At 63.3% G+C, this 21,522-nt stretch carries 23 protein-coding genes; 13 read left to right on the forward strand and 10 right to left on the reverse strand.

Going from position 1 to position 21,522, the window contains the following annotated elements:
* Positions 1-11: 11 nt before the first annotated feature.
* The 3 genes from OIS50_RS19240 to OIS50_RS19250 form a co-directional block, all read right to left on the reverse strand.
* Entirely contained in the window at positions 12-1,118 is a 1,107-nt protein-coding gene (locus OIS50_RS19240) for a WD40 repeat domain-containing protein (protein WP_264692261.1), read from the reverse strand.
* Between the two features lie 287 nt (positions 1,119-1,405).
* Positions 1,406-1,951 carry an NUDIX hydrolase gene (locus OIS50_RS19245; RefSeq protein WP_264692262.1) on the reverse strand — a complete coding sequence of 182 codons (546 nt, stop codon included), beginning with the start codon at positions 1,949-1,951 and terminating at the stop codon, positions 1,406-1,408.
* A gap of 36 nt (positions 1,952-1,987) precedes the next feature.
* On the reverse strand, positions 1,988-2,356 hold the full coding sequence (locus OIS50_RS19250) for a cupin domain-containing protein (RefSeq protein ID WP_264692263.1): 369 nt from the start codon (positions 2,354-2,356) through the stop codon (positions 1,988-1,990).
* A gap of 150 nt (positions 2,357-2,506) precedes the next feature.
* Here OIS50_RS19250 and OIS50_RS19255 point away from each other — a divergent pair, with 150 nt between their 5' ends.
* The gene (locus tag OIS50_RS19255; RefSeq protein ID WP_264692264.1) at positions 2,507-3,154 is read left to right on the forward strand and encodes a CatB-related O-acetyltransferase; all 648 of its coding nucleotides are present in this window, start codon (positions 2,507-2,509) and stop codon (positions 3,152-3,154) included.
* 5 nt (positions 3,155-3,159) lie between these two features.
* Here OIS50_RS19255 and OIS50_RS19260 read toward each other — a convergent pair whose 3' ends face one another.
* Both OIS50_RS19260 and OIS50_RS19265 read right to left on the reverse strand, forming a co-directional pair.
* Positions 3,160-3,891 (reverse strand): L,D-transpeptidase family protein, encoded by a 732-nt coding sequence (locus tag OIS50_RS19260; RefSeq protein ID WP_264692265.1) that lies wholly within the window; start codon positions 3,889-3,891, stop codon positions 3,160-3,162.
* A gap of 120 nt (positions 3,892-4,011) precedes the next feature.
* Positions 4,012-4,332 carry a hypothetical protein gene (locus OIS50_RS19265; protein WP_264692266.1) on the reverse strand — a complete coding sequence of 107 codons (321 nt, stop codon included), beginning with the start codon at positions 4,330-4,332 and terminating at the stop codon, positions 4,012-4,014.
* Positions 4,333-4,530: 198 nt separating this feature from the next.
* On the opposite strand from OIS50_RS19265, the gene OIS50_RS19270 reads away from it, so the two are divergent.
* From OIS50_RS19270 to OIS50_RS19285, 4 genes are all read left to right on the forward strand, one after another.
* Positions 4,531-5,073, forward strand: coding sequence for a DUF4136 domain-containing protein (locus OIS50_RS19270; protein WP_264692267.1), 543 nt, complete (start codon positions 4,531-4,533; stop codon positions 5,071-5,073).
* Positions 5,074-5,082: 9 nt separating this feature from the next.
* Positions 5,083-6,054: an alpha/beta hydrolase gene (locus OIS50_RS19275; protein ID WP_264692268.1), complete on the forward strand. Its 972-nt coding sequence runs from the start codon at positions 5,083-5,085 to the stop codon at positions 6,052-6,054.
* Between the two features lie 143 nt (positions 6,055-6,197).
* On the forward strand, positions 6,198-7,334 hold the full coding sequence (locus OIS50_RS19280) for an SDR family oxidoreductase (RefSeq protein ID WP_264692269.1): 1,137 nt from the start codon (positions 6,198-6,200) through the stop codon (positions 7,332-7,334).
* Between the two features lie 215 nt (positions 7,335-7,549).
* A complete protein-coding gene (locus tag OIS50_RS19285) occupies positions 7,550-8,035 on the forward strand; it encodes an ankyrin repeat domain-containing protein (RefSeq protein ID WP_264692270.1) in 486 nt (161 codons plus the stop codon).
* A gap of 159 nt (positions 8,036-8,194) precedes the next feature.
* Here the strand turns inward: OIS50_RS19285 and OIS50_RS19290 are convergent, their stop codons facing one another.
* Positions 8,195-9,835 (reverse strand): T9SS type A sorting domain-containing protein, encoded by a 1,641-nt coding sequence (locus OIS50_RS19290; protein WP_264692271.1) that lies wholly within the window; start codon positions 9,833-9,835, stop codon positions 8,195-8,197.
* Between the two features lie 579 nt (positions 9,836-10,414).
* On the opposite strand from OIS50_RS19290, the gene OIS50_RS19295 reads away from it, so the two are divergent.
* The 7 genes from OIS50_RS19295 to OIS50_RS19325 all read left to right on the forward strand — a co-directional run bounded on the left by OIS50_RS19295 (position 10,415) and on the right by OIS50_RS19325 (position 17,957).
* Complete coding sequence (locus tag OIS50_RS19295; protein ID WP_264692272.1) at positions 10,415-13,018, forward strand: sensor histidine kinase; 2,604 nt, start codon at positions 10,415-10,417, stop codon at positions 13,016-13,018.
* A 717-nt stretch (positions 13,019-13,735) separates the two neighbouring features.
* A complete protein-coding gene (locus OIS50_RS19300; protein ID WP_264692273.1) occupies positions 13,736-14,773 on the forward strand; it encodes a prohibitin family protein in 1,038 nt (345 codons plus the stop codon).
* Positions 14,774-14,790: 17 nt separating this feature from the next.
* The gene (locus OIS50_RS19305; protein ID WP_264692274.1) at positions 14,791-15,573 is read left to right on the forward strand and encodes a hypothetical protein; all 783 of its coding nucleotides are present in this window, start codon (positions 14,791-14,793) and stop codon (positions 15,571-15,573) included.
* Positions 15,574-15,601: 28 nt separating this feature from the next.
* Positions 15,602-16,129, forward strand: a complete 528-nt coding sequence (locus OIS50_RS19310; RefSeq protein WP_264692275.1) for a hypothetical protein — start codon at positions 15,602-15,604, stop codon at positions 16,127-16,129.
* Positions 16,126-16,653: a hypothetical protein gene (locus OIS50_RS19315; RefSeq protein WP_264692276.1), complete on the forward strand. Its 528-nt coding sequence runs from the start codon at positions 16,126-16,128 to the stop codon at positions 16,651-16,653. Before OIS50_RS19310 ends, OIS50_RS19315 begins: the two co-directional genes overlap by 4 nt.
* A gap of 173 nt (positions 16,654-16,826) precedes the next feature.
* Positions 16,827-17,417 (forward strand): GDP-mannose pyrophosphatase NudK, encoded by a 591-nt coding sequence (gene nudK / locus OIS50_RS19320; protein WP_264692277.1) that lies wholly within the window; start codon positions 16,827-16,829, stop codon positions 17,415-17,417.
* A gap of 117 nt (positions 17,418-17,534) precedes the next feature.
* Positions 17,535-17,957, forward strand: a complete 423-nt coding sequence (locus OIS50_RS19325) for a hypothetical protein (RefSeq protein WP_264692278.1) — start codon at positions 17,535-17,537, stop codon at positions 17,955-17,957.
* Between the two features lie 4 nt (positions 17,958-17,961).
* Here the strand turns inward: OIS50_RS19325 and OIS50_RS19330 are convergent, their stop codons facing one another.
* The 3 genes from OIS50_RS19330 to OIS50_RS19340 form a co-directional block, all read right to left on the reverse strand.
* Positions 17,962-18,357, reverse strand: a complete 396-nt coding sequence (locus OIS50_RS19330; RefSeq protein ID WP_264692279.1) for a YybH family protein — start codon at positions 18,355-18,357, stop codon at positions 17,962-17,964.
* Between the two features lie 277 nt (positions 18,358-18,634).
* On the reverse strand, positions 18,635-19,081 hold the full coding sequence (locus OIS50_RS19335) for a hypothetical protein (protein ID WP_264692280.1): 447 nt from the start codon (positions 19,079-19,081) through the stop codon (positions 18,635-18,637).
* Positions 19,082-19,160: 79 nt separating this feature from the next.
* Positions 19,161-19,499, reverse strand: a complete 339-nt coding sequence (locus tag OIS50_RS19340) for a winged helix-turn-helix transcriptional regulator (protein ID WP_264692281.1) — start codon at positions 19,497-19,499, stop codon at positions 19,161-19,163.
* 141 nt (positions 19,500-19,640) lie between these two features.
* Between OIS50_RS19340 and OIS50_RS19345 the strand changes: the two genes are divergently transcribed.
* Positions 19,641-20,441, forward strand: a complete 801-nt coding sequence (locus OIS50_RS19345) for an MBL fold metallo-hydrolase (protein WP_264692282.1) — start codon at positions 19,641-19,643, stop codon at positions 20,439-20,441.
* Between the two features lie 117 nt (positions 20,442-20,558).
* Here the strand turns inward: OIS50_RS19345 and OIS50_RS19350 are convergent, their stop codons facing one another.
* Positions 20,559-21,494 carry a restriction endonuclease gene (locus OIS50_RS19350; protein WP_264692283.1) on the reverse strand — a complete coding sequence of 312 codons (936 nt, stop codon included), beginning with the start codon at positions 21,492-21,494 and terminating at the stop codon, positions 20,559-20,561.
* Positions 21,495-21,522: the final 28 nt, after the last annotated feature.

A 21,522-nucleotide genomic window follows, 5' to 3' on the forward strand; every position in this document is an offset into this window, starting at 1 on the left:
GGCCCGGTGCGTTAGGGTTTCTGCTGAAAGTAAATCTGGATGAAGTTGGGCAGCCCCAGCTTACCGCGGCGGCCGCCGAGCTTGATACCATCGTCGACGTACTTGCTGGCCATGCCCATGGCGTTGGGGTTCTCGACAACCCCTAGGTACGGGTTGTCTTCGCGGGCCACGTAGATGCGGCCATCGGGGCCGAGCTGCAGCGAGCCAATTTTGCGGTTGGCTGAGTTACCCACAGCAGTTTTGGTGCCGCTGGCCAAATCTACCTGCCACACCTGGGCGTTGCCGCCACCGTTGCCATTGCTGGTAGCGTAAAGCTTGCTGCCATCCGGCGAAAACTCCACGCCGTAAGCTTCCTCAAAGGGGCCGTACGACTTGGGGTTGCTCACCTTGCCGGTAGCGTTGTCGAAATCAAATACCTCCACGCGGTTGGCCTCGCGCCAGATAGCTACGGCCAGCTTGCGGCCATCGGGCGAGAACTTCATGCAGCCAATGGCGTTGCGGCCGGGGCCGGCGTGCATGGCGCCTACGTTGCTGAGGTTGGGTTTGGTAACTACGCCATCGGGCGTGACGAGGTAGCTCACAAAGGCATTGGAGTTCCAGCGGTGCCCCACCACCCAAATGTCGCGGCCGTTGCGGTGGCGCACGGCGGCCAGCTTTTCGGCCACCGGCGAAATCAGCAGCATGTTGCTGCGCTTCACGTCGCCGAGGCCGCCTTCGGCCGTCATATCAACCACGGAGTAGCGCATGCCGTTGGAGCTGCCCTCGGCGCCGGTAGTGAAGATGTAGAACACGTTGCCGCTGCCGGGGTCGGGCACGATGAGCGCGCTTTGGCTGCTCGATTTGCTGCCCATCAGGTTTTTGCCGTTCAGCATGGGCTCGTGCTGCCGGTTCCAGACGGTGACGCCGTTGGTGTAGAACAGCAGCTGCCCACGCGAGGTAGTGGCCACCGACGAGCCCTCGTAGGTGCTCAATTTGCCATCGAGCAGGGGGGTGGGCGCGCCCTGCCGGAAATCCAGGCCGGCCTCCTGGCCGAAGTACCAGATGGAGGATTGCTGCTGAGCCTGAGCACCTAGGGGCCCGAGCAATAGCAGGAGGAGCGGGAAAAGTCGAAAACGCATGTGCATTTGCCACGGCCCAACCGAATTGTGAGCGGTTGGGCTTGGCCGACTAATAACGCAAAAGCGTGCCAAACAGGTGCCTCCCCCTCGGCCCCTGCCTTGCTCCAGGCGCGACATCGCGGAGCGGGGGACCCAGACGTCAGCAACGATTCCGTTCAACGATTGCGGCGGCTGCGGCTCACGCCTTCGCCGCCGCCCTACTGTAGCGCTACAATCCCTCAGCCCCGCAATAGTTGCTGACGTCTGGCTCTCCCTCTCCGCCGGAGAGGGGGCCGGGGGGTGAGGCCTCACACCGCCCACTCGCCCGCCAGCAACCTGGGCAGCAGCGGCCGCACGATGCGGTAGCTCAGGCCCCAGAGTTTATGCTCGCCGATGCGGATAAACGAAATGGGCATGGGGCGGGGCCAACCCTCCAGCTGCCAGTGCTCGGTGGCGTGGTTGGCGGGGTCGGCAAGGTCGGTCACGCGCACTTCCAGCACTTCTTCTACCTCGCGCTCCAGCCAGCGCCACACCTCGGGGCGGGTGATGCGGGCCAGAAAAGGCGCCACCTGGTAGCCCGTGGTGATGGTGCTGATGACGGGCAATTCGGTAAGCACCTGAATGGCCGAGCTGGGCAGGTGTACTTCCTCCTCGGTTTCGCGCAGGGCGGTGTGCAGCAGCGACGTGTCGGTGGGGTCGTGCTTGCCGCCGGGGAAAGCCAGCTGCCCGCCGTGTACGCCGTAGTTGCTGCGGCGCACCAGCACCAGGTGCAGCTCGCCTTTGGCGTCGCGGTACACGGGCACGAGTACGGCGGCGGGGCGCAGGGTAGCGGACGACGGGGCAGGGGTGCTCATGCGGTATTTGTGGCTAAGCGACCTAGGGCACGTGGGCTAAATACGCTCCAGGTTTTCGACGGTTCGCTCGCCCTGCACGTTGCCGGTGTTCAGGGTGCCGGCGGGCTCAAACAGCAGCAGGTGCACTTCCTCGTCGGCTACGGGGCGGTGCTCCACGCCGCGCGGCACCACCAAAAACTCGCCCGGCTCCAGCCAAATGGGCTCTTGCCCGCGCAGCTCCATGCACAAGCGGCCTTTCACTACCAGAAATAGCTCGTCTTCGTGCTCGTGGTGGTGCCACACAAAGGGGCCCTGCAGCTTGGCCAGCTTCACGTGTTGGCCATTCAGCTCGCCCACGATTTTGGGGCGCCATTGCTCCTGAAACAGGTTAAACTTCTCCTGCAGGTTTACTTTTTGCAGCGTCATGCGGTGTCAAACGGTAGAGTACGACGATGATGTAAGCAACGCCCGGCACGCCGAGCACTTGGGTTGGGCAGGGCTACCAACGCTTCGGGGCGTAAGGTTTTGCTGTAGTTTACGGCCCAAACCGCTTGCCTTACCCCCAGCCCTGCTGCCATGGAAGCTTCCTCGTTAACTCACGGGCCCGATCCGGGCGCAATCTATCCGATGCCCGGCCAGCAGCGGCTGGTGTTTCTGAAAAATATCATCAACGACCCGCGCATTGAGGTGGGCGAGTACACGTACTACGATGACTTTGCGGACCCGCACCATTTCCTGGAAAACGTGCTTTACCACTTCCCCTTCAGCCAGGACAAGCTGCGCATTGGCCGGTTTTGCATGATAGCCAGCGGGGCGAAGTTTGTGATGAACGGCGGCAACCACCGCACCGATGTGTTCACGGCCTATCCGTTCCCGATTTTCGGGCAGGGCTGGGAGCAGGCATTCGGGCCCGATAAATGGCCGAGCAAAGGCGACCTGGTGGTGGGCCACGACGTTTGGATTGGCCACGATGCCCTGCTGATGCCCGGCGTGCAAGTGGGCAACGGGGCCATTATCGCCACGCGGGCCGTAGTAGCGCGCGATGTGCCGCCTTACGCCGTGGTGGCGGGCAACCCGGCCACCGTAGTGCGCATGCGCTTCGATGCCGACACCATTGCCCGCTTGGAGCAAGTAGCGTGGTGGAACTGGGACGTCGCCAAAATAACCCGCAACCTGGCCGCCATTTGCTCGCGCGACCTCGCTGCCCTGGAGCGCGCCGAGTAGCCCGGCTAGCGCAGCACGTAGCTGCCCTGCTCGGTTACCGCTACCTGGGGCACCGTGCGGTGCGCCTCGAAGTAGCGGTAGGCCGGCGCCAGGCTTTGCCAAAAAGCGTAGTGCGGGCTGCCGCGACGCGTGTGCAAAGCCTCGTCGGTAAGCTCGAAGGGGAAAATGTGCACCGGCAGCTCGGCTTGCCCGGCGGCCCGGGCCTCCACGGCCAGCACGTACAGCTCCTCCATCAGCGCATCCGTTATGGGCAGGCAGCCGATGGTAACATCGGAGCCGTGGATGAATATGTCGCCGCCGGGGTTGGGGGCCGCGTGGGCGAGGTCGGCGGGGTTGGGGTAATCGAGGCCCAGCGAGAGGTGGTACAGGCTTTGGGGGTTGAAACGGTCGACCAAATAAAAGCCCTCGGGCACCTGCCCATCGCCAGCGCGGCGCTTGGGGCCTAGGGTGCCCGAGGTGCCCGCCAGGTAGTAGCTCCGCAGCAGCTGAAACCGGCCTTCGCCCTGGTTGCGGGCCCACACCTCCAGGCGGCGGCCTACCTTAAAGGCGCGCAGGTACAGCTCGAGCCGCTCGGGTTGCAGCTGCCGGCGCTGCAAATCGGCCTGCAGCCGGGGCCAGCAGTGGGTGTAGGCGGTGCGCACCCGCGGGTAGCGGTTTTGCTCGGCCCGAAAGGCAGGAACGGCGGAAGGCCCTAAGCCGAGTATCGGCAGGAGCAGCAGGCACAGCAATAAGCGCATTGGTAGGGGCGGAGAGGCAGATTCGGAACCTCAACGTTACCACGCTTGCGCTTAGTATTCAAATATCCGGATGTAACTAGCCTGATGCCTGGCTGCTTGCCGCCGTGCTTTTGCGCGGGGTTACCTGAGGCCGGGCAGGGTTTTCCAGGTTACCTCCGATACCGCATCGGTTTTGGTAGAGAGGTACTGGTTGTAGAGCGCCTCGGCCTGGCCGTGGTCGAGCACGGCGGGGCCTTCGGAACGCAGCACCAGCAACGGGGCGTTGGCGCCCAACCCCAGGCCCTGCGCCAGCGCCTGGTGCAGCTCGGGCGGCGTGGCGGCATCCTGCAGCTTTACCACCGTAATGGTTTGGCCGTCGTGCTCGATTTGCGTGTACACGCCCGTGGGGCTGGTCGAGAACGTGCCGCCGGGGCCGGCTGGGTAGTCTTGGTCGTGTTGCATAAACGTGGATAGCGGGTGGCTAATGCGCTGTACGCAGAACCACTGCCGCGCGGCCAAACGGGCCCAGGTTACCTAGCTTGGCTTGGTGGTGGCGGCAGGGGCCGGGCATCTGCGGGCGGCGTGCCTGCGTAGAGGCTTAGGCTTGCCCGGTGTGCGCAGCACCAAGCGGGCTTGTGCGCACCCAACTACCTGCCCGCTATGAAAACCCTGTTGTTTGCCTTGTTGCTGAGCCTGACTGCCTGCACCGCCACCAACGTCGAGTCGGTAAACGAGGCGCCGGGCGTCAACTTTGCGGCCTACCGCACCTACAATTTCCTGGATGTATCGGCCCGCAACGAGGCCGCTTTCCAAAGCCCGCTCAACGGTGTAGAAGAGCTTAAAAGCGCCATTGCCGCGCAGCTGGAGCGCCGCGGCTACCGGCGCGCCGAGCAGCCCGATGTGTGGGTAAACATTGGCATCGTAACCCGGCAGCGCGTGCAAACCCGCGAAACCACCGTTCGGGAGGCGCCCGTGTACCTGGGGCAGCGGCGCTACGCGTGGCGCAGCCAGGAGGTGCCCGTGCGCGAGTACACCGAGGGCACGGCCACCGTGGAGCTGGTGGATGCCGCCCGCAACGAGCAAGTGTGGGAGGGCGCCGTGGCCGGCGTGCTCAGCAACAACCCCGAAGCCCTCAGCAAGCGCATCGATGCCGCTATGGGCGAGCTGTTCGAGCGCTACCCCGTGAAACCCCAGCAGCCCTAGGTAGCCGCCATGCCCACCGCTTCCGCCTACGTGCCCGATGTGCTTGAGGGCTTTGAGCAGCTGCCCATCGAGCAGCCCGCCGACTACGAGGGGCCGGTGCGCTGCACGTTGGTGCGGCCGCAGGCACCGCCGCCGGCCGCCACCGGGCGCGCCGTGCTTTACGTGCACGGTTTCTCCGATTACTTTTTTCAGCGCGAGCTGGCCGAGCAGTGGCAGCAGCACGGCTTTCGGTTTTATGCCCTGGATTTGCGCAAGTACGGCCGCTCGTTGCTGCCGCACCAGCGCCCCAACAACGTGCGCCACCTGGGCGAGTACTTCGCCGACCTCGACGCCGCCCTAGGTCGGCTGCAGGCCGAGGGTGCCCGCACCATTGTGCTGAACGCGCACTCCACCGGCGGGCTGATTGCGGCTTTGTATGCCGACGGCGGTACGCTGCGCACGGCCGTGGCGGCGCTGGTGCTCAACAGCCCGTTTCTGGAAATGAACCAGCCCTGGTTGCTGCGCCGCGTGGCCCTGCCCGTGGTTACACGGCTTGGGGCCGTAGCGCCCAACTTCGGCCTGCCGGCGCGGCTGCCCTGGGGCTATGGCCAAAGCCTGCACCGGCAATACCACGGCGAGTGGGACTACAACCTCCGCTGGAAGCCCGTTGAGGTGTTTCCCGTCAATTTTGGCTGGTTGCGCGCCATCCGGCAGGGGCACAAGCGCGTGGCCCGCGGCCTGCACGTGCAGCAGCCGGTGCTGGTGCTGCACTCGGGCCGCACGGTGCGCCGCTACCACCCGTTTTCCGACGAGTATTTCGGGGCCGATGGCGTGCTGAACGTGCAGCACATCGGGGCGCTGGCCCCGCGCCTGGGGCCGCGCGTAACGGTGCGCGCCATCGAGGGCGGCATGCACGATCTGGTGCTTTCGCGGCCCGCCGTGCGCGCCGAGGTATACCGCCAAATGTTCGGGTGGGTGCAGCAGGTGCTGCCGCCGGCCTAGGGGCCGCGGGCAAGCTCGGCTACATCGCAATTGGGCAGGGTGCGTATGGGAAGGGTATCGGCCCAGCGGCCCTAGGTGCCCGCCGCCCGGCGGGGCCGGGCCACCTCGGTGGGGCGAGTATCCACGTCAAAATATCCTTCCCGATGACCGTTAAGCTCAAACCGCTCGATCAGCAAACCATTGTAATTACCGGCGCCAGCTCGGGCATTGGCCGCGTTACGGCTTTGCAGGCCGCTGCCAAGGGCGCCAACGTAGTGCTGGCCGCCCGCAGCGAAGACGAGCTGCGCAAAGTGGAGCAGGAAATTACCAGCCAGGGCGGCCAGGCCCTGGTGGTGGTAACCGATGTAGCCAGCCGCGCCGATATCCGCCGCCTCGCCGACCGCGCCATCGACCATTTCGGCGGCTTCGATACGTGGGTAAACGACGCGGGCATCTCCATTTGGGGCCGCCTCGACGAGGTAAGCGACTACGACCACCGCCGCCTTTTCGAAACCAATTTCTGGGGCGTCAGCAACGGTTCGCTCGAGGCCATTAAGCACCTGCGGCGGCACGGCGGCGCGCTCATCAACGTGGGCAGCGTGGCGTCGGATGTGGCCATTCCGCTGCAGGGCATGTACTGCGCCAGCAAGCACGCCATCAAGGGGTTTACCGACGCCTTGCGCCTGGAGCTGGAAGAAGTGGGCGCCCCCGTTTCGGTTACCCTGATTAAGCCCGCGGCCATCAACACGCCGTTTCCGCAGCACGCCCGCAACTACATGGAGAAGGAGCCCAAGCTGCCCCCGCCCGTGTACGAGCCCGAGGAGGTAGCCGCCGCCATTTTGCACGCCGCCACGCACCCCGAGCGCGACATTTACGTGGGCGGCGGCGGCAAGCTGATGAGCACCCTCAACAAGCACCTGCCCCGCGCCATGGACCGCCTCAGCGAAACCCTGATGGTGGAGCAGCAGCAGCGCAACGAGCGGCCGCGCAAGCCGCAGGGCTCGTTGCACCAGGCCAGCCACGGCGGCCCCGTGCGCGGCGACCACCCCGGCTACGTCATGAAAACCAGCCTGTATACCCGCGCCGCCCTGCACCCCTGGGCCGCGGGCGCCCTGATGGCCCTGGCCAGTGCCGCCGCGGTGGCGCTGCTGGGCGGCAAGCGCAATAAGCGCGCTGCTACCACGGCTGCACCCGATGCCGGCATAACGCCCGACTACACCAGCCGCCCGCCCGTGCCGGTGGCGCAAAGCCCGGGGCTGGGTGCCGTGGGCACCACCAACCAGGCCGGCGCCGGCATCTGATCGGGCCAGTGCTTTTGCCTGAGGCGGCACCGCAGTGGTAAAAAGTTGTTTGCCTTATACTTGCGGGCAGCCTGCCGGGCCCTGCCGGTGGCGGGGTGCCTAGGGCGGCCGGGCTTGCCTCAGCTCGGCTGCCCTGGGCATGCAGTCGGCGGGCATCATTCTGGCGTATGTGCCGTATGGTGGGCTGCTATCTTGTTTAACCCACACCAGCCGCTATGTCCTTTTCCTCTGCCCAACCCGAAGACCTCCTGATCGACGCAGCCCGCCGGGGCGACGTAGCCCTGATTCGGGAGCTGCTGGCCACCGGGCTCGATGTCAACCTGCAAAACGGCAAGGGCTTTACCCCGCTGATCGTGGCCTCGTACGATGGCCACCTCGAGGCCACGCAAGCCTTGCTTGAGGCCGGCGCCAACCCCAACGTGCAGGACGTAAGCGGCAATACCGCCCTCATGGGCGTTTCCTTTAAAGGCTACCCCGAAATTGCCCGTCTGCTGATTGCCCACGGCGCCGACCTGAACCAGCAAAACGGCAACGGCGGCACGGCCCTCATGTTTGCCACCTTGTTCGGGCGGCACAACATCGTGCCCGTGCTGCTCGAGGCCGGCGCCGATACCAGCATCCGCGACGTACGTGGCCTCTCGGCCCGCGACCTGGCCGTGCAGCAAGGCAACGAGCAAGCCCTGCAGCTGCTGAAGGAGTAACCGCCTAGGTGCCCGGCGGTACACAAGCCGCCGGCACCCGCGCCCATAGCGCGCAAAGGGCCGCCAAACCGTGGTTTGGCGGCCCTTTGCGGTTGCCCTAGGTATGTTGGGTAGGCAAGGCGCCCGGCAGGCCTGCGGCGCCCAAAGCCGGCAGCGGCCTTACTGCACCGTAACCGCCCGCGTGGTTACCCGCTGGCCATGCTCCAGGCGCAGGATGTACACACCCGTGGGCAGGTTGGCCGTGCTGAACGTGGTTTCGGCAACGGGCCCGGCTGGCTGCAGCGTTTGCTCGGCCACGCGCCGGCCCAGTTGGCTGAGCAGCACCGCCCGCACGGGTTGGGCATCGTAGCCCTGCAGGCGCAGCGTAAACTGCTCGCGCGCCGGGTTGGGGTACACGCTGGTTTCGGCAGCGGGAGTGGCTTTGGTTTCGGCAAGCTGGTTGCGGCCCCGGAGGGTACCGTAGCTGGCCAGGTAACCGCTCGTGAAGGTGCTGCTGAGCGCCTTGCCGCCAAACTGGCACGTGCCCGTAAACACGCCCGCCGTAAACACGGTGTTGTCGCGGTCGAGGGCAAGCGCCGTGCTGGAGCTGGTGCCCGGGCCGCCCACCAGCACGGGCGGCTGCGCGGCGCCGTTGGGCTGCAGCTGCACCAAAAACGCCTGGTTGGTGCTCTGCGAGGTAAGGTTCATCACGCCCGACAAAAACACCTTGCCGGTCATTTTGTCCACGGCCAGGTCCCCGTCGTAGTCGGCGGCGGCGCTACCTAGGGCGGTGGCCCAGGCCACCCGGCCGTCGCGGTTGTAGCGCACCACGGCCACATCGGTGGCGCCGCGGCTGGTTAGGGTATGGCTGCCAAAGGTGCTCGAGCCCGAAAACCAGCCGGCGAGGTACACGTTGCCGCGGTGGTCGGTAGCCAACGATTTGCCGTCGCCATCGGCGGCCGGGGCCTGCAGCCATTGCAGCTGGCCCTGGCGGGCGTCGAGCTTAGCCAGAAACAACGAGTGGCTGCTGTTGGCCGGAATGCTTTGCCCGGCTAGCTGCATGCCGCCAAACTGGCTGCCGCTCAGGTAGCAGTTGCCATAATTATCTACCGCCAGGCTGCGGCCCTGGTTGCCGCCGTAGCTTAGCAGGCTTTGCCACATTTGCGCCCAGCGCACAGTGCCCTGGGGCGTGTAGCTGGCCAGGTAGGTTTGCCGCTCGCGGTTGGCAAACGCAAAGCCGCCGATGTGCACCTGGCTGCCGCTGGCCTGGCCCGTGAGGTAAGCGTTGCCCATCACGTCGAGGGCCACGGCCCAGGCCGAGCAAGTGCCGTACAGCTCGGTACCCGAAGCACTGATTTGCTGCACCCATTGCACTTGCCCCGCGGCGTTGCACTTCAACAGAAAACCCGCCTCCCCGCTTGCGGGTGTTTGCGAGGTAATCTGCTGATTGCCGCCGTAGCTCAGCGTGCCACTGAAGGTGCCCGCCACGTAGGTGTTGCCCTGCACATCGGCCTGCACGCTGAACCCTAGGGCAGTGGCGCTGCTGGGCAGCTGCGTAGCCCACACCACCTCGCCCGAAGGCCGGCATTTGGCCACGTACACACTTATGCCGCCGCCCGGCGAGGTTAGCTGCGTGCCGCCGAGCTGCAGCGTGCCCGCCACGCGGCCGGTTACATACACAAAGCCCGCGGCATCGGTGGCTACGTCCATCACGCCGTTGATATCGGCAACGGGCTGCGCCCACTGCCACGTTGCGCCGCCGGGTTGGGCCTGGGCCGAAATGCTCAGAAATAAGCACAGAGCGAGTAGTAGCTGCTTCATACACAAAAAGGGATAGGGGGTGAGGAGAATGGCCGCACAGGGCCTGTGTTGCTGGGGCTTACGCACCCCAAACGCTTACGGAAACGGGCCCAAACCAGCTGCCCGATCTTCAACTCAATACACCACAACGCCAACCAACACAGCCCGGGCCTTTAGCGCCCCGCTGCCGACTAACTTCTGAAGCAAGGCTTACAGCGCAGCTAGTCACACAATTCAGATGTTAAAGCTAACGGCAGTTGCGTCTAATGCAAATTAAAATTGAAAATATATAATACCGGAGCTGTAATAGTTGCGGGGTTTATTTACACTAAATAGGAATTAAGCAACTGAAATAGAGGTGTTTGAATGGTTGTTGCTAGCGGGTTTTTGTGCACCAATTACCGACGGCTGTAGCCCGTTGGGCCGCGTCAACCATTAACCACAACCCACGGCGCTGGGCAAGCCAACTTAGTAGGCATGCCTACAAACGCGTCCTAGGTTTTGGCAGCCGGTAGGCCTACCTTAGCTAGTGCGTATCCGAGTGTTTGGCCGTGGCTGCCAGCACTGCCTTCGGGGGTATGCCCTTGCCGCCATCGTACCATGCCTACCGCTTCCTCTGCCCACCCTACCAACCCCGTGCCTGCGCAGCGCGGCGCGGACGTCGCTACCGGGTTCGATACCATGTTCGACACCATGCCGTGGGGGGTGCAGCAGCTGGCTGCCGATGGCACGCTGGTGTTGGTAAGCCGGGCGGCCGAAGCGTTCTGGGGCCTCTCGCGCGAGGTGCTGGTGGGCAACGTGCCGTGGCAGGCTTTTCCGGAGGCTTTGCCCGCGCCGCTGCACCAAGCCTTGCAGCAGGCGCTGCGGCAGCCGGGCACCCCCGAGCCCGCGGTGTTCTGGCTGCCGGCCACGCATTGCTACATCAGCATGAGCAGCGCGCCGGCACCCAACGGCGGCGTGTGGGTGTACTGGCAGGATGTAACCGAGCAGCAGCAGCAGGTGCAGCAATACCAGGCCCTCGTTGATAACACCCCCGACGCCATTACCCGTTGGGACGAAGAGCTGCGGCTGGTGTTCAGCAACCGGGCTTATCAGCAAAAAACCGGCCGCCCGCTGGCCTGGCTGCTCCACAAAACCAACCACGAAATGGGGCAGCCCGAGGCCGTGGCCGGCCCCTGGGCAGCCAAATTGCAGCGCGTGCTCGATACGGGCGTGCCGCAGGAGCACTACAACTCGTTTGTCACGCCCGAGGGGGGCGTGGCGCACTACTTCACGCGCATGGTGCCCGAGCTGCGCAACGGCCGCGTGCACACCGTGCTGGCCATTGCCCGCGACATCACCGAGCTGCGCGAGCAGGTTTACTTCACCGAAAAAATCACCAACAGCACCCCCGATCTGCTGTATGTGCTGGAGCTGTCGGAGCCGCACATTACCTACATCAACGAGCGGGTAGAGGTTGTGTTGGGCAGCCACCCATCGGAGGTAACGGCGGCCGGCGCCATGGTGCTGCGCAATGCCCTGCACCCCGACGACCTAGGCCGGCGCATGGCCCACATTGAGGCCTGCCGCAACCTGGCCGACGACGAAGTGAAAATCATCGACGTGCGCTTTCGGGTGGCCGATGGCGCCTACCGCTGGTTTCGGCTGCGCGACCGGGCCTTCATGCGCGCCCCCGATGGCCGCGTAACCCACGTAATCGGCTCGGGGCAGGATATCGACGCCCAGCGGGCGGCCGAGCGCGAATTGCAGGAAAGCAAAGCCTTTATCGAGGAGGTAACTAAATCGACGCCCGACCTGATTACCATCCATGACGCGGCCACCAACCGCGTGGTGTACGTCAACCATACCGAGCCGTGGTACGGGCAGCATGCCCTGCCGGTGCTGCACACCCTGCCCGATGCCGAGCGCGTGCGGCTGCTCATTCATCCGGCCGACCAGGACAAGGCCAACGAGTACATGCAGCAGCGGCGCCTGCTGGCCGATGGCGACATGATTGAGGTGGAGCTGCGCAGCCAGTTCGGCAACACCGAGTGGCAGTGGTTGCGCATCCGCAGCAAGGTGTTCCGGCGCAGTGCCTCGGGCCAGCCGCAGCAAATCATCTCCTTCACCAGCAACATTACGGCGGCCAAGCTGGCTCAGCAGGCGCTGCAGCAGGCCCACGGGCAGCTCACCTGGGCCAGCAGCACCATCCGGCGCATGCTCGATGGCTCGCCGGCGGCTATTTGCCTGATGGAAGCCCACCGCGACGCCACGGGCCGCATCGTCGATTTTATTTTCCGGGGCGTAAACCAGGCCGCCGAAAAGCTGAACGAGCGCACCGAGGCGGAGCTGCTCAACCGCGGGTTGCTCGATTTCTTCCCCAACGTGCGCCAGGTTTTCTTCGACGACTACGTGCGCGTGGTGGAAACCGGCGAGCCGTTGCGCACCGAGCGCTGCTACACGGGCGAAAACTTCAGCAACCGTTGGTTTGATGTGTCGGCCGTGAAAAACGGGGACGGGTTCATCATGACCTTTCTCGACATTACCGGCCGCAAGGAAATTGAGCTGGCGCTACAGCAGGCCAACACCCGCCTGCAGCACCTCAGCGGGGCCGTGCTGCAAGCGCAGGAGGTAGAGCGCCAGCGCATTGCCGAAAGCCTGCACAACGGCCTGGGCCAGGTGCTGTACGCCGCTAAGCTGCAGCTCGATCAGCTGCCCAGCCCGCAGGCCCTGGCCGATGCGCCCAGGCAAGCCGCCGCCCGCCGCGAGGCCGACCGCCTGCTGGCCGAGGCCATCCGGCTTACGCGCAGCATCTCGCACGAGCTCACGCCCCGCATCGTGGCCGAGCTGGGCCTGGAGGCTGCCCTGCAGGACATTTGCCGCAGCCTGAGCACCGGCCTGCTGCACATGCAATGCCTTGTATTGCTCGACGACGACCTGCCCCTGACGCTGCAGGTAGCCTTGTACCGCCTGGCGCAGGAGCTGGCCCAGAACATCGTAAAGCACGCCGGCGCCACCGAGGCCACCCTGGAGGTGGCCACGCGCCCCGGCTGGGTGGTAATGCAGATTGAGGACAACGGCCGCGGCTTTGCGCCCGACGAGCCCACCACCGGCATCGGCCTGAAAACCCTCCGCGACCGGGTAGATTTGCTCGGCGGCATCACCCACATCAGCACCTCGGCCCGGCAAGGCACGCGCATCCAGGTGCGCATTCCGCTGGCCTAGGTCATTATTCTGAGCCATGGTCGAGGCATCCCGGGTGCTGGTGCCCAACGTCATGTCGAGCTTGTCGAGACATCTCGCCGGATAGTAACTGTCATCCTGAGGCGTCAGCCGAAGGACCTTCTCACGTGTGAACGATGCGCCTTGGTCGGTGAACCTCACCCCCCGGCCCCCTCTCCAAAGGGAGAGGGGGAGCGGCTAGTATCCGGCGTCAGCACGCCAGATGCGTCGCCTACGCTCGGCCTGAGGTTTACGACCTAGGGAACAGCGCCCAGGCAAGGTGCCTACCGACCACGGCCTTGCGTATCAACAAGTGCGGCACGAGCCATTCCACCACTTGCCCACAACTCCTAGGTCGGGTAAACCCAAAAACCGCGCAGGAGCCGCAAGCCCACGCCTGGCACAGGCGCGGAAGAATGTGCTTTCGTTGCGGATTTGTTGTGGGTTGAATATCAGTGCAGTAGCACGGCGGGCCGTGCTCGGCACCTAGGGGCAACACCCACGGGCAGGAGGGGAAGAAGCGCGGTAGCAGCAAGCAAAAAATTATTGAGCGTGAGCAAACAATGTAGTATTGCTACCGTTTATGATAGTAAAGCTATCATCCATAAACCTAACCCCTCTGATGTAACCCACGGCACAACCCCAGCAAGCACCCAACGGGCGCCCGGCGCGAGGCGGTACGCGCAGCTTATCCGTTCACTTCAACCTTTTTCCAAAGCCATGAAACTCCTGTTGTTGCTTCGTTCGATGCTGACGCGCCAACGTTTAGGAGCCGCGCAGCCGCTGTTGCCCCGCAGCGCCCAAGCCACCCGGTACCACGTGCTCAAACGCCGCATCGTGAGCCTGCGCACGCGCCTGCGGCGGCCCGGCGGGCCGGCTTTTCTGGCGGGCCGTTTGTTGCTGGCGTTGCCCCTGGTGGCCCTGCTGAGCAGCTGCACCGTGGTGCGGCAAGGCGAGGTGGGGGTACGCCGCCGGTTGGGCCAAATCGATCAGCAGGTGGTGTACGCCGGGCCCAAGGTGTTCAACCCCTTCGTCAGCACCATCATTAAAGTGCCCACCACCACGCAGAACCTCGAAATCCGCTCGAACCTGCCCTCGAAGGAAGGCCTGACGGTGGGCTCCGAAATTTCCATTCTGTACCGCGTGCAGGGCCAGCAGGTGCCCCTGGTGCTCGAAAACGTGGGCCTGCAGTACGCCGATGTGCTGATTATGCCGGTGTTTCGCTCGGCGGCGGCCGATGTGTGCGCCCGCTACTTTGCCAAGGACATGCACAGCGCCGAGCGAGCCACCATCGAGCGGGCCATACGCGACCAAATGAGCCAGGTGCTAACGGAGCGCGGCTTTGTGATTGAAAACGTGCTGCTGAAAAACATTGTGCTGCCCGGCGGCCTGGCCAAGGCCATCGAAGACAAGCTGGAAGCCGAGCAGGATGCACAACGCATGGAGTTTCTGAAGCAGCGCGAAACCAAGGACGCCGAGCGCCGGGTGATTGAGGCCGAAGGCCAGCAGCGCATTGCCATTGTGCGGGCCGAGGGCGAGCGGCAGGCCGCCATCATCCGGGCGCAGGGCCAGGCCGATGCCATGCGCATCGAGGCCGAGGCGGTGCGCACCACCAACCGGCTCATCAACCAGGGCCTCACAAAAGAGGTGCTGCGCTACAAAGGCATCGAGGCGTTCCGGGAGCTATCGAAGTCGCAGAATGCCAAAACCATCATTTCGGGCGGTGAAATGCCCATCGTTAATACGCTGGTGCAGTAGTGGTGGGGCGGGTATCGATGCGTCGTGTTTTGGTGGGCAGCTTGGTGCGTAAGCTGATCGGCTGCCTGTTGGGCCTGCTGCTCCCGGTGCTGGGGGCGCAGGCCCAGCAAAACCTGTTCAACATTCCGGCCGGCGACCTGACGCCGCGCGGCAAGGTGTTCTTTCAGCACCAGACCAACCTCTACGACCTCCACACCTTCGAGTCGAAAAATCACTTTGTGTACGGGCTGGGGGGCGGTTTTGAGGTCGGCCTGAACGCGGTGAACATCAAGTTTAACCTGGCCCGGCGTAGCGCGCCTCTAACCCTGCGCGACGGCCGCGACCCGAGCTACCCGCTCAAGCCCCTGCTGCAGCTTACGGGGCAAAAGTTTTTCTTTCTCACCGAGCACCTCAAAACCAGCCTCGGTACGCAGGTGGGCCTTAACCCGGTGCGCTTTCGGCCGCGGCGCCAGCTTACGCACTTCAGCTACAACACCTGGGTGTACGAGCCGCGCCGCCACTGGAAACTGGTGGCCGGGCCCTACCTCACCGACGGCGGCAGCGTGGGCCCCGGCAACCGCGTGGGCGTGCTGGCCGGCTTCGAGGTGCCCGTGCACCGGCGCCTGCTCCTGATGGGCGACTTCATTTCGGGCCGCCACGCGGCGGCCGTATCGGTGCTGGGTGTCAATTTTTTGGCTACCCGGCGCGTGCAGCTTTGTGGCGGCGCGCTGCTGCCCAACCCCGGCAGCGGCAACCGCCCCGGCTTCGTGTTCGAGCTGAACCTGCTCGGCTACGACGAACCTTTTGGCGACGACCATTAACCCCTTACCGCTTTTTGCCGCATGTGCCATGAAACCCTTACTGTTGCTGCTGTTGCTGGCAGCTCTGAGCGCCGCCTCGGCGGCGCGGCCGGCCAACGCCACTACCACCACCACCGACCCCGTGCCCGTGCGGGCCCACCAGCTCAAGTTTAAAGCGCCAATGGGGTGGGCCGAGGTGTGCTACCTGGTGCCCGATACGGCGCGGCTGGTGGCCTACCGCCACCCGCAGCAAGCCGCGCTGCTGGTAGCGGGCCAGTGGCTTAGCCCGCGGCCCCAGCCCGAGCCCGCTGTGCGCTGGCTGCTGCGCTACGCCGGCCTGGTGCCGCTGGGGGCGGCGCAGGTGTCGGTTGCCGGGCCCGGTACCACGCTCGTGAGCGGACGGGGGCGCTACCGCGGCCGCACCGCCCACTACGAGGGCATGCTGTACCAGCCGCCCAACGCCGAGCCCGCCGTTGTGCACTTATACCTGGCCACCACCGCCTGGGCGCAGTCCGAGTCGCCGTTGCGCCAGCTGCTGCCGGAGTGGTCGCCGCAACCCATGCCCGTTTTGCCATGAACACCCTGCTGATTACCTGCCTGAGCTGGCTGCTGAGCGTATCGGCGGCCTTTGCGCAAACAACTCCGGAGGCCCTGGAGTGGGTGCGCAACCCCGATTACCACGTGCAGTATCAGGTGCCCAACTCCTGGCGCGTGCAAATGGATGCCCACGACAGCGCCGCTGTGGTTACCCACGTCGACCCTTCGGGCCAGATACTACTGGTGGTGGCCAAACTGCGTGACGGAGCCCGCCGCCAATCGCCCAACGAAGCCCTCGATGGCCTGCTGCGCCAGTTTGGGGTGCAGGGCAACAAGCGCTACCGCACCCAGTACAACGGCATCGAGTTCGTCGAAACCACGGGCTCGGGGCGCATGGGCGGGCGCGACCTGCGCTACGATGCCCTGGCCGGCCACCACCGCGGCCACGTGCTGCTGGTGTACATCTACGCTACCCCCGAGGCCTACGCCACCCACGATGCCCTGCTTACCGAGGTGGTGCACAGCATTGCGCCGTACGCCGCCGGCCGCCGCCCCCGGCCCTAGGTGCCCGCGCTCCGGCCAGCCCACGGCACCTAGGGCCGGGGGGCTGGCGCGGGCCGGGGCAGCCATTGCCGGCCAAAGCCGTTGCTAAAGCGGTGCTGCTGAAGGGCCCCTTGGGCTGCGGGCGCTTCGCTTGCGCGCCCTCCCGTAGCTTTGCGCCACCAACGCCCCAAGCCATGCTATTCAACCCCGAGGTGCGCATCAAGCAAACCGAGCTCCTCTCCGACGACTGGTACACCCTGCACAAGTACACCTTTGCGCTGCAGCAGCCCGATGGCGCGTGGTGCCACCAAAGCCGCGAGGTGTACGACCGCGGCAACGGGGCCGTAATCCTGCTCTACCACCCTGGGCGGCACACGGTGGTGCTTACGCGGCAGTTCAGGCTGCCTACCTACCTCAACGGCAACCCCACCGGCATGCTCATTGAGGCCCCGGCCGGCCTGCTCGACGACGACCACCCCGAAGCCTGCGTGCGCCGCGAGGCCGAGGAAGAAACCGGCTACCGCGTGCACCACGTGCAAAAGGTGTTCGAGGCGTATATGTCGCCGGGCTCGGTTACCGAAATCGTGTACTTCTTCGTGGCCGAGTACGCCGACGACCACCGCCTGCACGCCGGCGGCGGCGTGCAGCACGAGCAGGAAAACATTGAGGTGCTGGAGCTACCCTTTGCCGAAGCCCTGCACCTGCTGCGCATCGGCGAAATCAAAGACGCCAAAACGATAATGCTGCTGCAGTACGCCCAGCTGCACGGGCTGGTGCAGCCCTAGGTGCGCCCGGCCTAAGCCAGCGGCAGGGGAGGCAACTTTATCGGGCGGGTTTCGTAGGCGATGCACTGCCGAGGTACCCGCAGTGCCGGGTCACTCGCTTCACCTTACGCTTGCCGCATGCCTAAAACCCTTGCTTCCTCGCGCGTTTATTTCGAAAATGCTTCCGGACGCGTAACCGAGCACCCCGAGGGTTTTGCCGTGATTACCTGGCACAAAGGCCCCCGGCGGCTCGAGGACTTCAAGGCCATTCTCAACCACCTCGACCGCCTGCTGCGCCTGCGCAACTGGAGCAAACTGCTGGCCGATCAGCAGCTGATGACGCCCTTTACCCCCGAAGAAACCGCCTGGGTAATGCACGACTGGCTGCCCCGGGCCGTGGGCGAAGGCCCGTACCGCTACGCCGCCGTTATTCTGCCGCTCGATGTGTTTGCCCGCTTATCAAGCCAAAACGTGCTGTCGGAGTCGCAGAAAAAATTTGTGGCCTACCGCTACTGCGCCGACGCGGCCGAGGCCGCCCAGTGGCTGCGGCCGCTCGCGTAATTGCCTAGGCCGCCGGCAGGCTGCTGTTCCAGATGTCGCGGTGCAGCTTCCACTCATTGCCTTCGTGCTTCCACACGGCCAGGTACTTGCCGCGGTCCACGAGCTGGTGCGCCTCGCCAAACAACTTGTAGGTGCCCATTTCGATGGCCGTTTCGTCGTCGAGCTGTTCTACCTCCACGGGGTGCAGCGTAGCCTCCCGAATACCGCTTTGCATGGCGGCCTGCCAGTACGCGGCAATGTTTTGGTGGCCCGATACCGGCTCGTGGCCCGAGGGCAGCACCGTGCCGCCCTCCGAGTAAAGCTGCGCCAAACCAGCGGCATCGGCCCGCGCAAAGGTGCGCTCAAAAGCCTGGTTGGCCTGTTGTATTTCGTCCAGAATCGTTACCGGCAGCGCATCCATAAGGTATGAGGTTAGGTGATGACCGACAAATACTTACCTGTTCGGAGTAAGGTATAGTATTCCGTCAATATTCCGTACCCCGCTGCATACATTCTGATGAAGGCCCGCCAAACGCTAGGTGCCGGCGCTCTGTGCGCGGCCGGCACCTAGGGCCTTCGCCTGCTTTTGTGGCACCCGCGCATCAGCCACTTGCACATCGGGCCGATGGCGAAGCAGGCGGCCCCGGCGGCAGGGCAGTAGCCGGCAGCTGATGGAGGCCGCTGCCAAAAGCAGCCGGCTAAGCTATTCCGGCAATATCGAGGCGCGTAAGCTGCTGCACCGCCACGGGCAATTGGGTGCGGAGCAGCAGGGCCGCTATGGGGCCGGGCAGCTCGGCGAGGCGCAGCGGCTGGGCCGGGCGCGCTACCAGGTGGTAGCGGGTGTCGCGGTGCTCGTGCAGCTGGGTTTTGTCGAAGGAGTACAGGCCGCGGCGGGCGTAGCGCACAAACCCCTCGGCGCTGCGCCCGCTCCGGGCGGCATTGGGTTCGGGCTGCACCGAAGCCGCGGCTTCGGTTTCGGGCAGCGTCAGAAAATACTGGTGCAGCTGCAGCAAATCTTCCTCCGAAGCCGCCACCGACTCGGGCAACACCCCGCCGCCCGAGGCCACGTGCACCACGTGCCCCTCGCTATCCACGGCAAACCAATCGATGTCGGAGTCTTCCTGTTCTAGGGTGTCGATGCGCATGGGGAGGGGATGGGGTACTTACTGAGCCTAAGCGCTGCAAAGCTACCGCATGCCCTACTAACTGCGGGTAGCACAGCCATCAGGAAATCTGCACCACGCCCTCGATGTGCCGCATGGCCCACTGATCGAGCTTATACAGAATAGGAGCCAACTCGGCGCCTTTGTGCGTAAGCTGATAAGTAACCTCCGGCGGAAAGCCATTCTGCACGGTGCGCTCCACCAGCCCGGCGCTTTCGAGCTGGCGCAACTGCTCCAGCAGCACCTTCTTCGATACCCGCGGAATCTCGCGCCACAGCTCTGTAAAGCGCATCGCCCCCGACGACAAGTGGAAGAAGATAATCGGCTTCCATTTGCCCGAAATCAAGTTGAGGGCCACTTTGGTGGCGCACTGCTCAACGTCGCGGTAGGTATGGCGCATACTCGGGGAAACCAAAAGGTAACTGGGTAACCAGCAGGTAAACTTCTTGAGGCGGTAGGGCAGGGGGCGCAACCTTTGCCCAGGTCGGGTGTTGGCCGCTAGTGCCGCGCCGCCAAGGTAGTACTCATCCTGCTCATCCTTATGCAAGTTCAACTCATTCGCCACGCCACGCTGCTGGTAAAAGCAGCCGGCAAAACCCTGCTCGTCGACCCGATGCTGGCCCCGCGCGGCCACGACGAGCCCGTGCCCATGTCGGCCAACCAGGTGCGCATTCCGCTGGTCGATCTGCCATTCCCCGCCGACGAGCTGCCCCACCTGCTGGCCTCGGTAGATGCCGTGCTGCTCACCCACACCCACCGCGACCATTGGGACAGCGTAGCCCAGCAGCTGCTCGCCAAGCACCTGCCCATCCTGTGCCAGCCCGCCGATACCGAAACCCTCCGCGGCCAAGGCTTCACGCAAGTATTGCCCGTAGAGGCGCAGCTCGATTGGGAAGGCATCCGCATTTACCGCACGGGCGGCCAGCACGGCACCGGCGAAATAGGCCAGATGATGGGCACCGTATCGGGCTTTGTGCTGGAGGCCGAGCAGCAGCGCCTCTACATTGCCGGCGACACCATTTGGTGCGACGAAGTAACCCAGGCCCTCGACCAGTACCACCCCAACTACATCGTGCTGAACGCCGGCGGCGCCCAGTTCCTAAAAGGCGACCCAATCGTGATGACGGCTGCCGAAGTGGCGCAAGTAGCCCGCTACGCCCCGCAAGCCACCGTGTACGCCGTACACCTAGAAACGGTGAATCACAGCACCGAAGACCGCGCCGCTACCAAGGCTTACCTAGAGCAACAAGGCCTAACCGCGCAGGTTCACGTACCGGTGAACGGCGAGTGGCTGCCGCTAACCTCTCATCAACAGAAGGAACAGCTTAATTTATTGAAGTGAGAAAAAAAACCGGCCCGCTGAATTAGCGGACCGGTTTCATGTAAAGAATATGTTTTTATAATGAGGCGCAGCTTCACCTAAAATCAATAAGGATTTACTAGCCCACAATAGACATTGTTAATCTTCTTCAAAGAAATCAGTGTCAACTTTCTTAACCTCATAAACGCTAACTGTTGATACACCTACATTATAATCTATCATGTATTGAGCTAGTTGTTCGCCGTCGATCAGTACAATCTTTGTTTCATTTTTAGGTATAAAGTTCTTGGCATCGTTAGTGAATTTATCTGTAGTTATAAATACTCCTTTTTTTGCTCCCTGGCCTGCAAGAGCTCCTACAAAGCCATGAATTTCTTGTTTTCCTACGGGACTATTCCAGCGTTTTGCTTGAACATATATTACATCTAGACCTAATTTATCCTCTTTGATTACTCCGTCAATACCATCATCACCGGACTTCTTTGTCGTTGTTCCTGCCTCTTTGAAAGAACCGCCATATCCCATTTTTACCAAAAGATCAACAACAATTCTTTCGAAGTAGTAAGGTGAAACGGCTTTTAGCCTACTGATAATATCTTGAACAAGTGAGTTTCTCAGCTGCTGGTAAGCGCCTTCTAATATTTCATCTGGTGTTTTGGTTAATTCCGAATTATTGTCAATTACATCGTTGACTTTCTTGTGCTTATTGCCTGTTACTGTTGATGTAGAGCTGCCTGTGATAAAATCTATGTAGCTTGGGTACTGCTTTAGAAAGTTCATATTAATCACATCCTTCGCTTTTTGCAGAGCACTAAGGCCAAGAGGCGTAATCCGGATGAATCCCTTCTTGGGAGCATCAAGTAATCCCGCTTTTTTAAGATGTGTTTTTGACCAACCTATTCTATTGTCAAATACAGGCTGCTTACCACTAGGTAGTAACTCACTTCTGTCCTGCTCTGTTAATTTGAATATCGTTGCTAATTCTTCTTTTATAGTATTCATGGGTTTCTCTGAACCATCTGCAATAGATTTCATCAGAGGGAGCATAATCGATTGAAAATCCGGAACAGGCATCTAAATTCTAATGGAAGGTTTAGTTAAT

Origin of the sequence: Hymenobacter sp. YIM 151858-1, from assembly GCF_025979705.1 — a bacterium.
Classification (GTDB): Bacteria; Bacteroidota; Bacteroidia; order Cytophagales; family Hymenobacteraceae; genus Solirubrum.

Bases quoted from the DNA above. Each gene is read 5' to 3' on its own strand.
- OIS50_RS19240 (WP_264692261.1), bottom strand. From the start codon at position 1,118: ATGCGTTTTCGACTTTTCCCGCTCCTCCTGCTATTGCTCGGGCCCCTA.
- OIS50_RS19245 (WP_264692262.1), bottom strand. From the start codon at position 1,951: ATGAGCACCCCTGCCCCGTCGTCCGCTACCCTGCGCCCCGCCGCCGTA.
- OIS50_RS19250 (WP_264692263.1), bottom strand. From the start codon at position 2,356: ATGACGCTGCAAAAAGTAAACCTGCAGGAGAAGTTTAACCTGTTTCAG.
- OIS50_RS19255 (WP_264692264.1), top strand. From the start codon at position 2,507: ATGGAAGCTTCCTCGTTAACTCACGGGCCCGATCCGGGCGCAATCTAT.
- OIS50_RS19260 (WP_264692265.1), bottom strand. From the start codon at position 3,891: ATGCGCTTATTGCTGTGCCTGCTGCTCCTGCCGATACTCGGCTTAGGG.
- OIS50_RS19265 (WP_264692266.1), bottom strand. From the start codon at position 4,332: ATGCAACACGACCAAGACTACCCAGCCGGCCCCGGCGGCACGTTCTCG.
- OIS50_RS19270 (WP_264692267.1), top strand. From the start codon at position 4,531: ATGAAAACCCTGTTGTTTGCCTTGTTGCTGAGCCTGACTGCCTGCACC.
- OIS50_RS19275 (WP_264692268.1), top strand. From the start codon at position 5,083: ATGCCCACCGCTTCCGCCTACGTGCCCGATGTGCTTGAGGGCTTTGAG.
- OIS50_RS19280 (WP_264692269.1), top strand. From the start codon at position 6,198: ATGACCGTTAAGCTCAAACCGCTCGATCAGCAAACCATTGTAATTACC.
- OIS50_RS19285 (WP_264692270.1), top strand. From the start codon at position 7,550: ATGTCCTTTTCCTCTGCCCAACCCGAAGACCTCCTGATCGACGCAGCC.
- OIS50_RS19290 (WP_264692271.1), bottom strand. From the start codon at position 9,835: ATGAAGCAGCTACTACTCGCTCTGTGCTTATTTCTGAGCATTTCGGCC.
- OIS50_RS19295 (WP_264692272.1), top strand. From the start codon at position 10,415: ATGCCTACCGCTTCCTCTGCCCACCCTACCAACCCCGTGCCTGCGCAG.
- OIS50_RS19300 (WP_264692273.1), top strand. From the start codon at position 13,736: ATGAAACTCCTGTTGTTGCTTCGTTCGATGCTGACGCGCCAACGTTTA.
- OIS50_RS19305 (WP_264692274.1), top strand. From the start codon at position 14,791: ATGCGTCGTGTTTTGGTGGGCAGCTTGGTGCGTAAGCTGATCGGCTGC.
- OIS50_RS19310 (WP_264692275.1), top strand. From the start codon at position 15,602: ATGAAACCCTTACTGTTGCTGCTGTTGCTGGCAGCTCTGAGCGCCGCC.
- OIS50_RS19315 (WP_264692276.1), top strand. From the start codon at position 16,126: ATGAACACCCTGCTGATTACCTGCCTGAGCTGGCTGCTGAGCGTATCG.
- nudK (WP_264692277.1), top strand. From the start codon at position 16,827: ATGCTATTCAACCCCGAGGTGCGCATCAAGCAAACCGAGCTCCTCTCC.
- OIS50_RS19325 (WP_264692278.1), top strand. From the start codon at position 17,535: ATGCCTAAAACCCTTGCTTCCTCGCGCGTTTATTTCGAAAATGCTTCC.
- OIS50_RS19330 (WP_264692279.1), bottom strand. From the start codon at position 18,357: ATGGATGCGCTGCCGGTAACGATTCTGGACGAAATACAACAGGCCAAC.
- OIS50_RS19335 (WP_264692280.1), bottom strand. From the start codon at position 19,081: ATGCGCATCGACACCCTAGAACAGGAAGACTCCGACATCGATTGGTTT.
- OIS50_RS19340 (WP_264692281.1), bottom strand. From the start codon at position 19,499: ATGCGCCATACCTACCGCGACGTTGAGCAGTGCGCCACCAAAGTGGCC.
- OIS50_RS19345 (WP_264692282.1), top strand. From the start codon at position 19,641: ATGCAAGTTCAACTCATTCGCCACGCCACGCTGCTGGTAAAAGCAGCC.
- OIS50_RS19350 (WP_264692283.1), bottom strand. From the start codon at position 21,494: ATGCCTGTTCCGGATTTTCAATCGATTATGCTCCCTCTGATGAAATCT.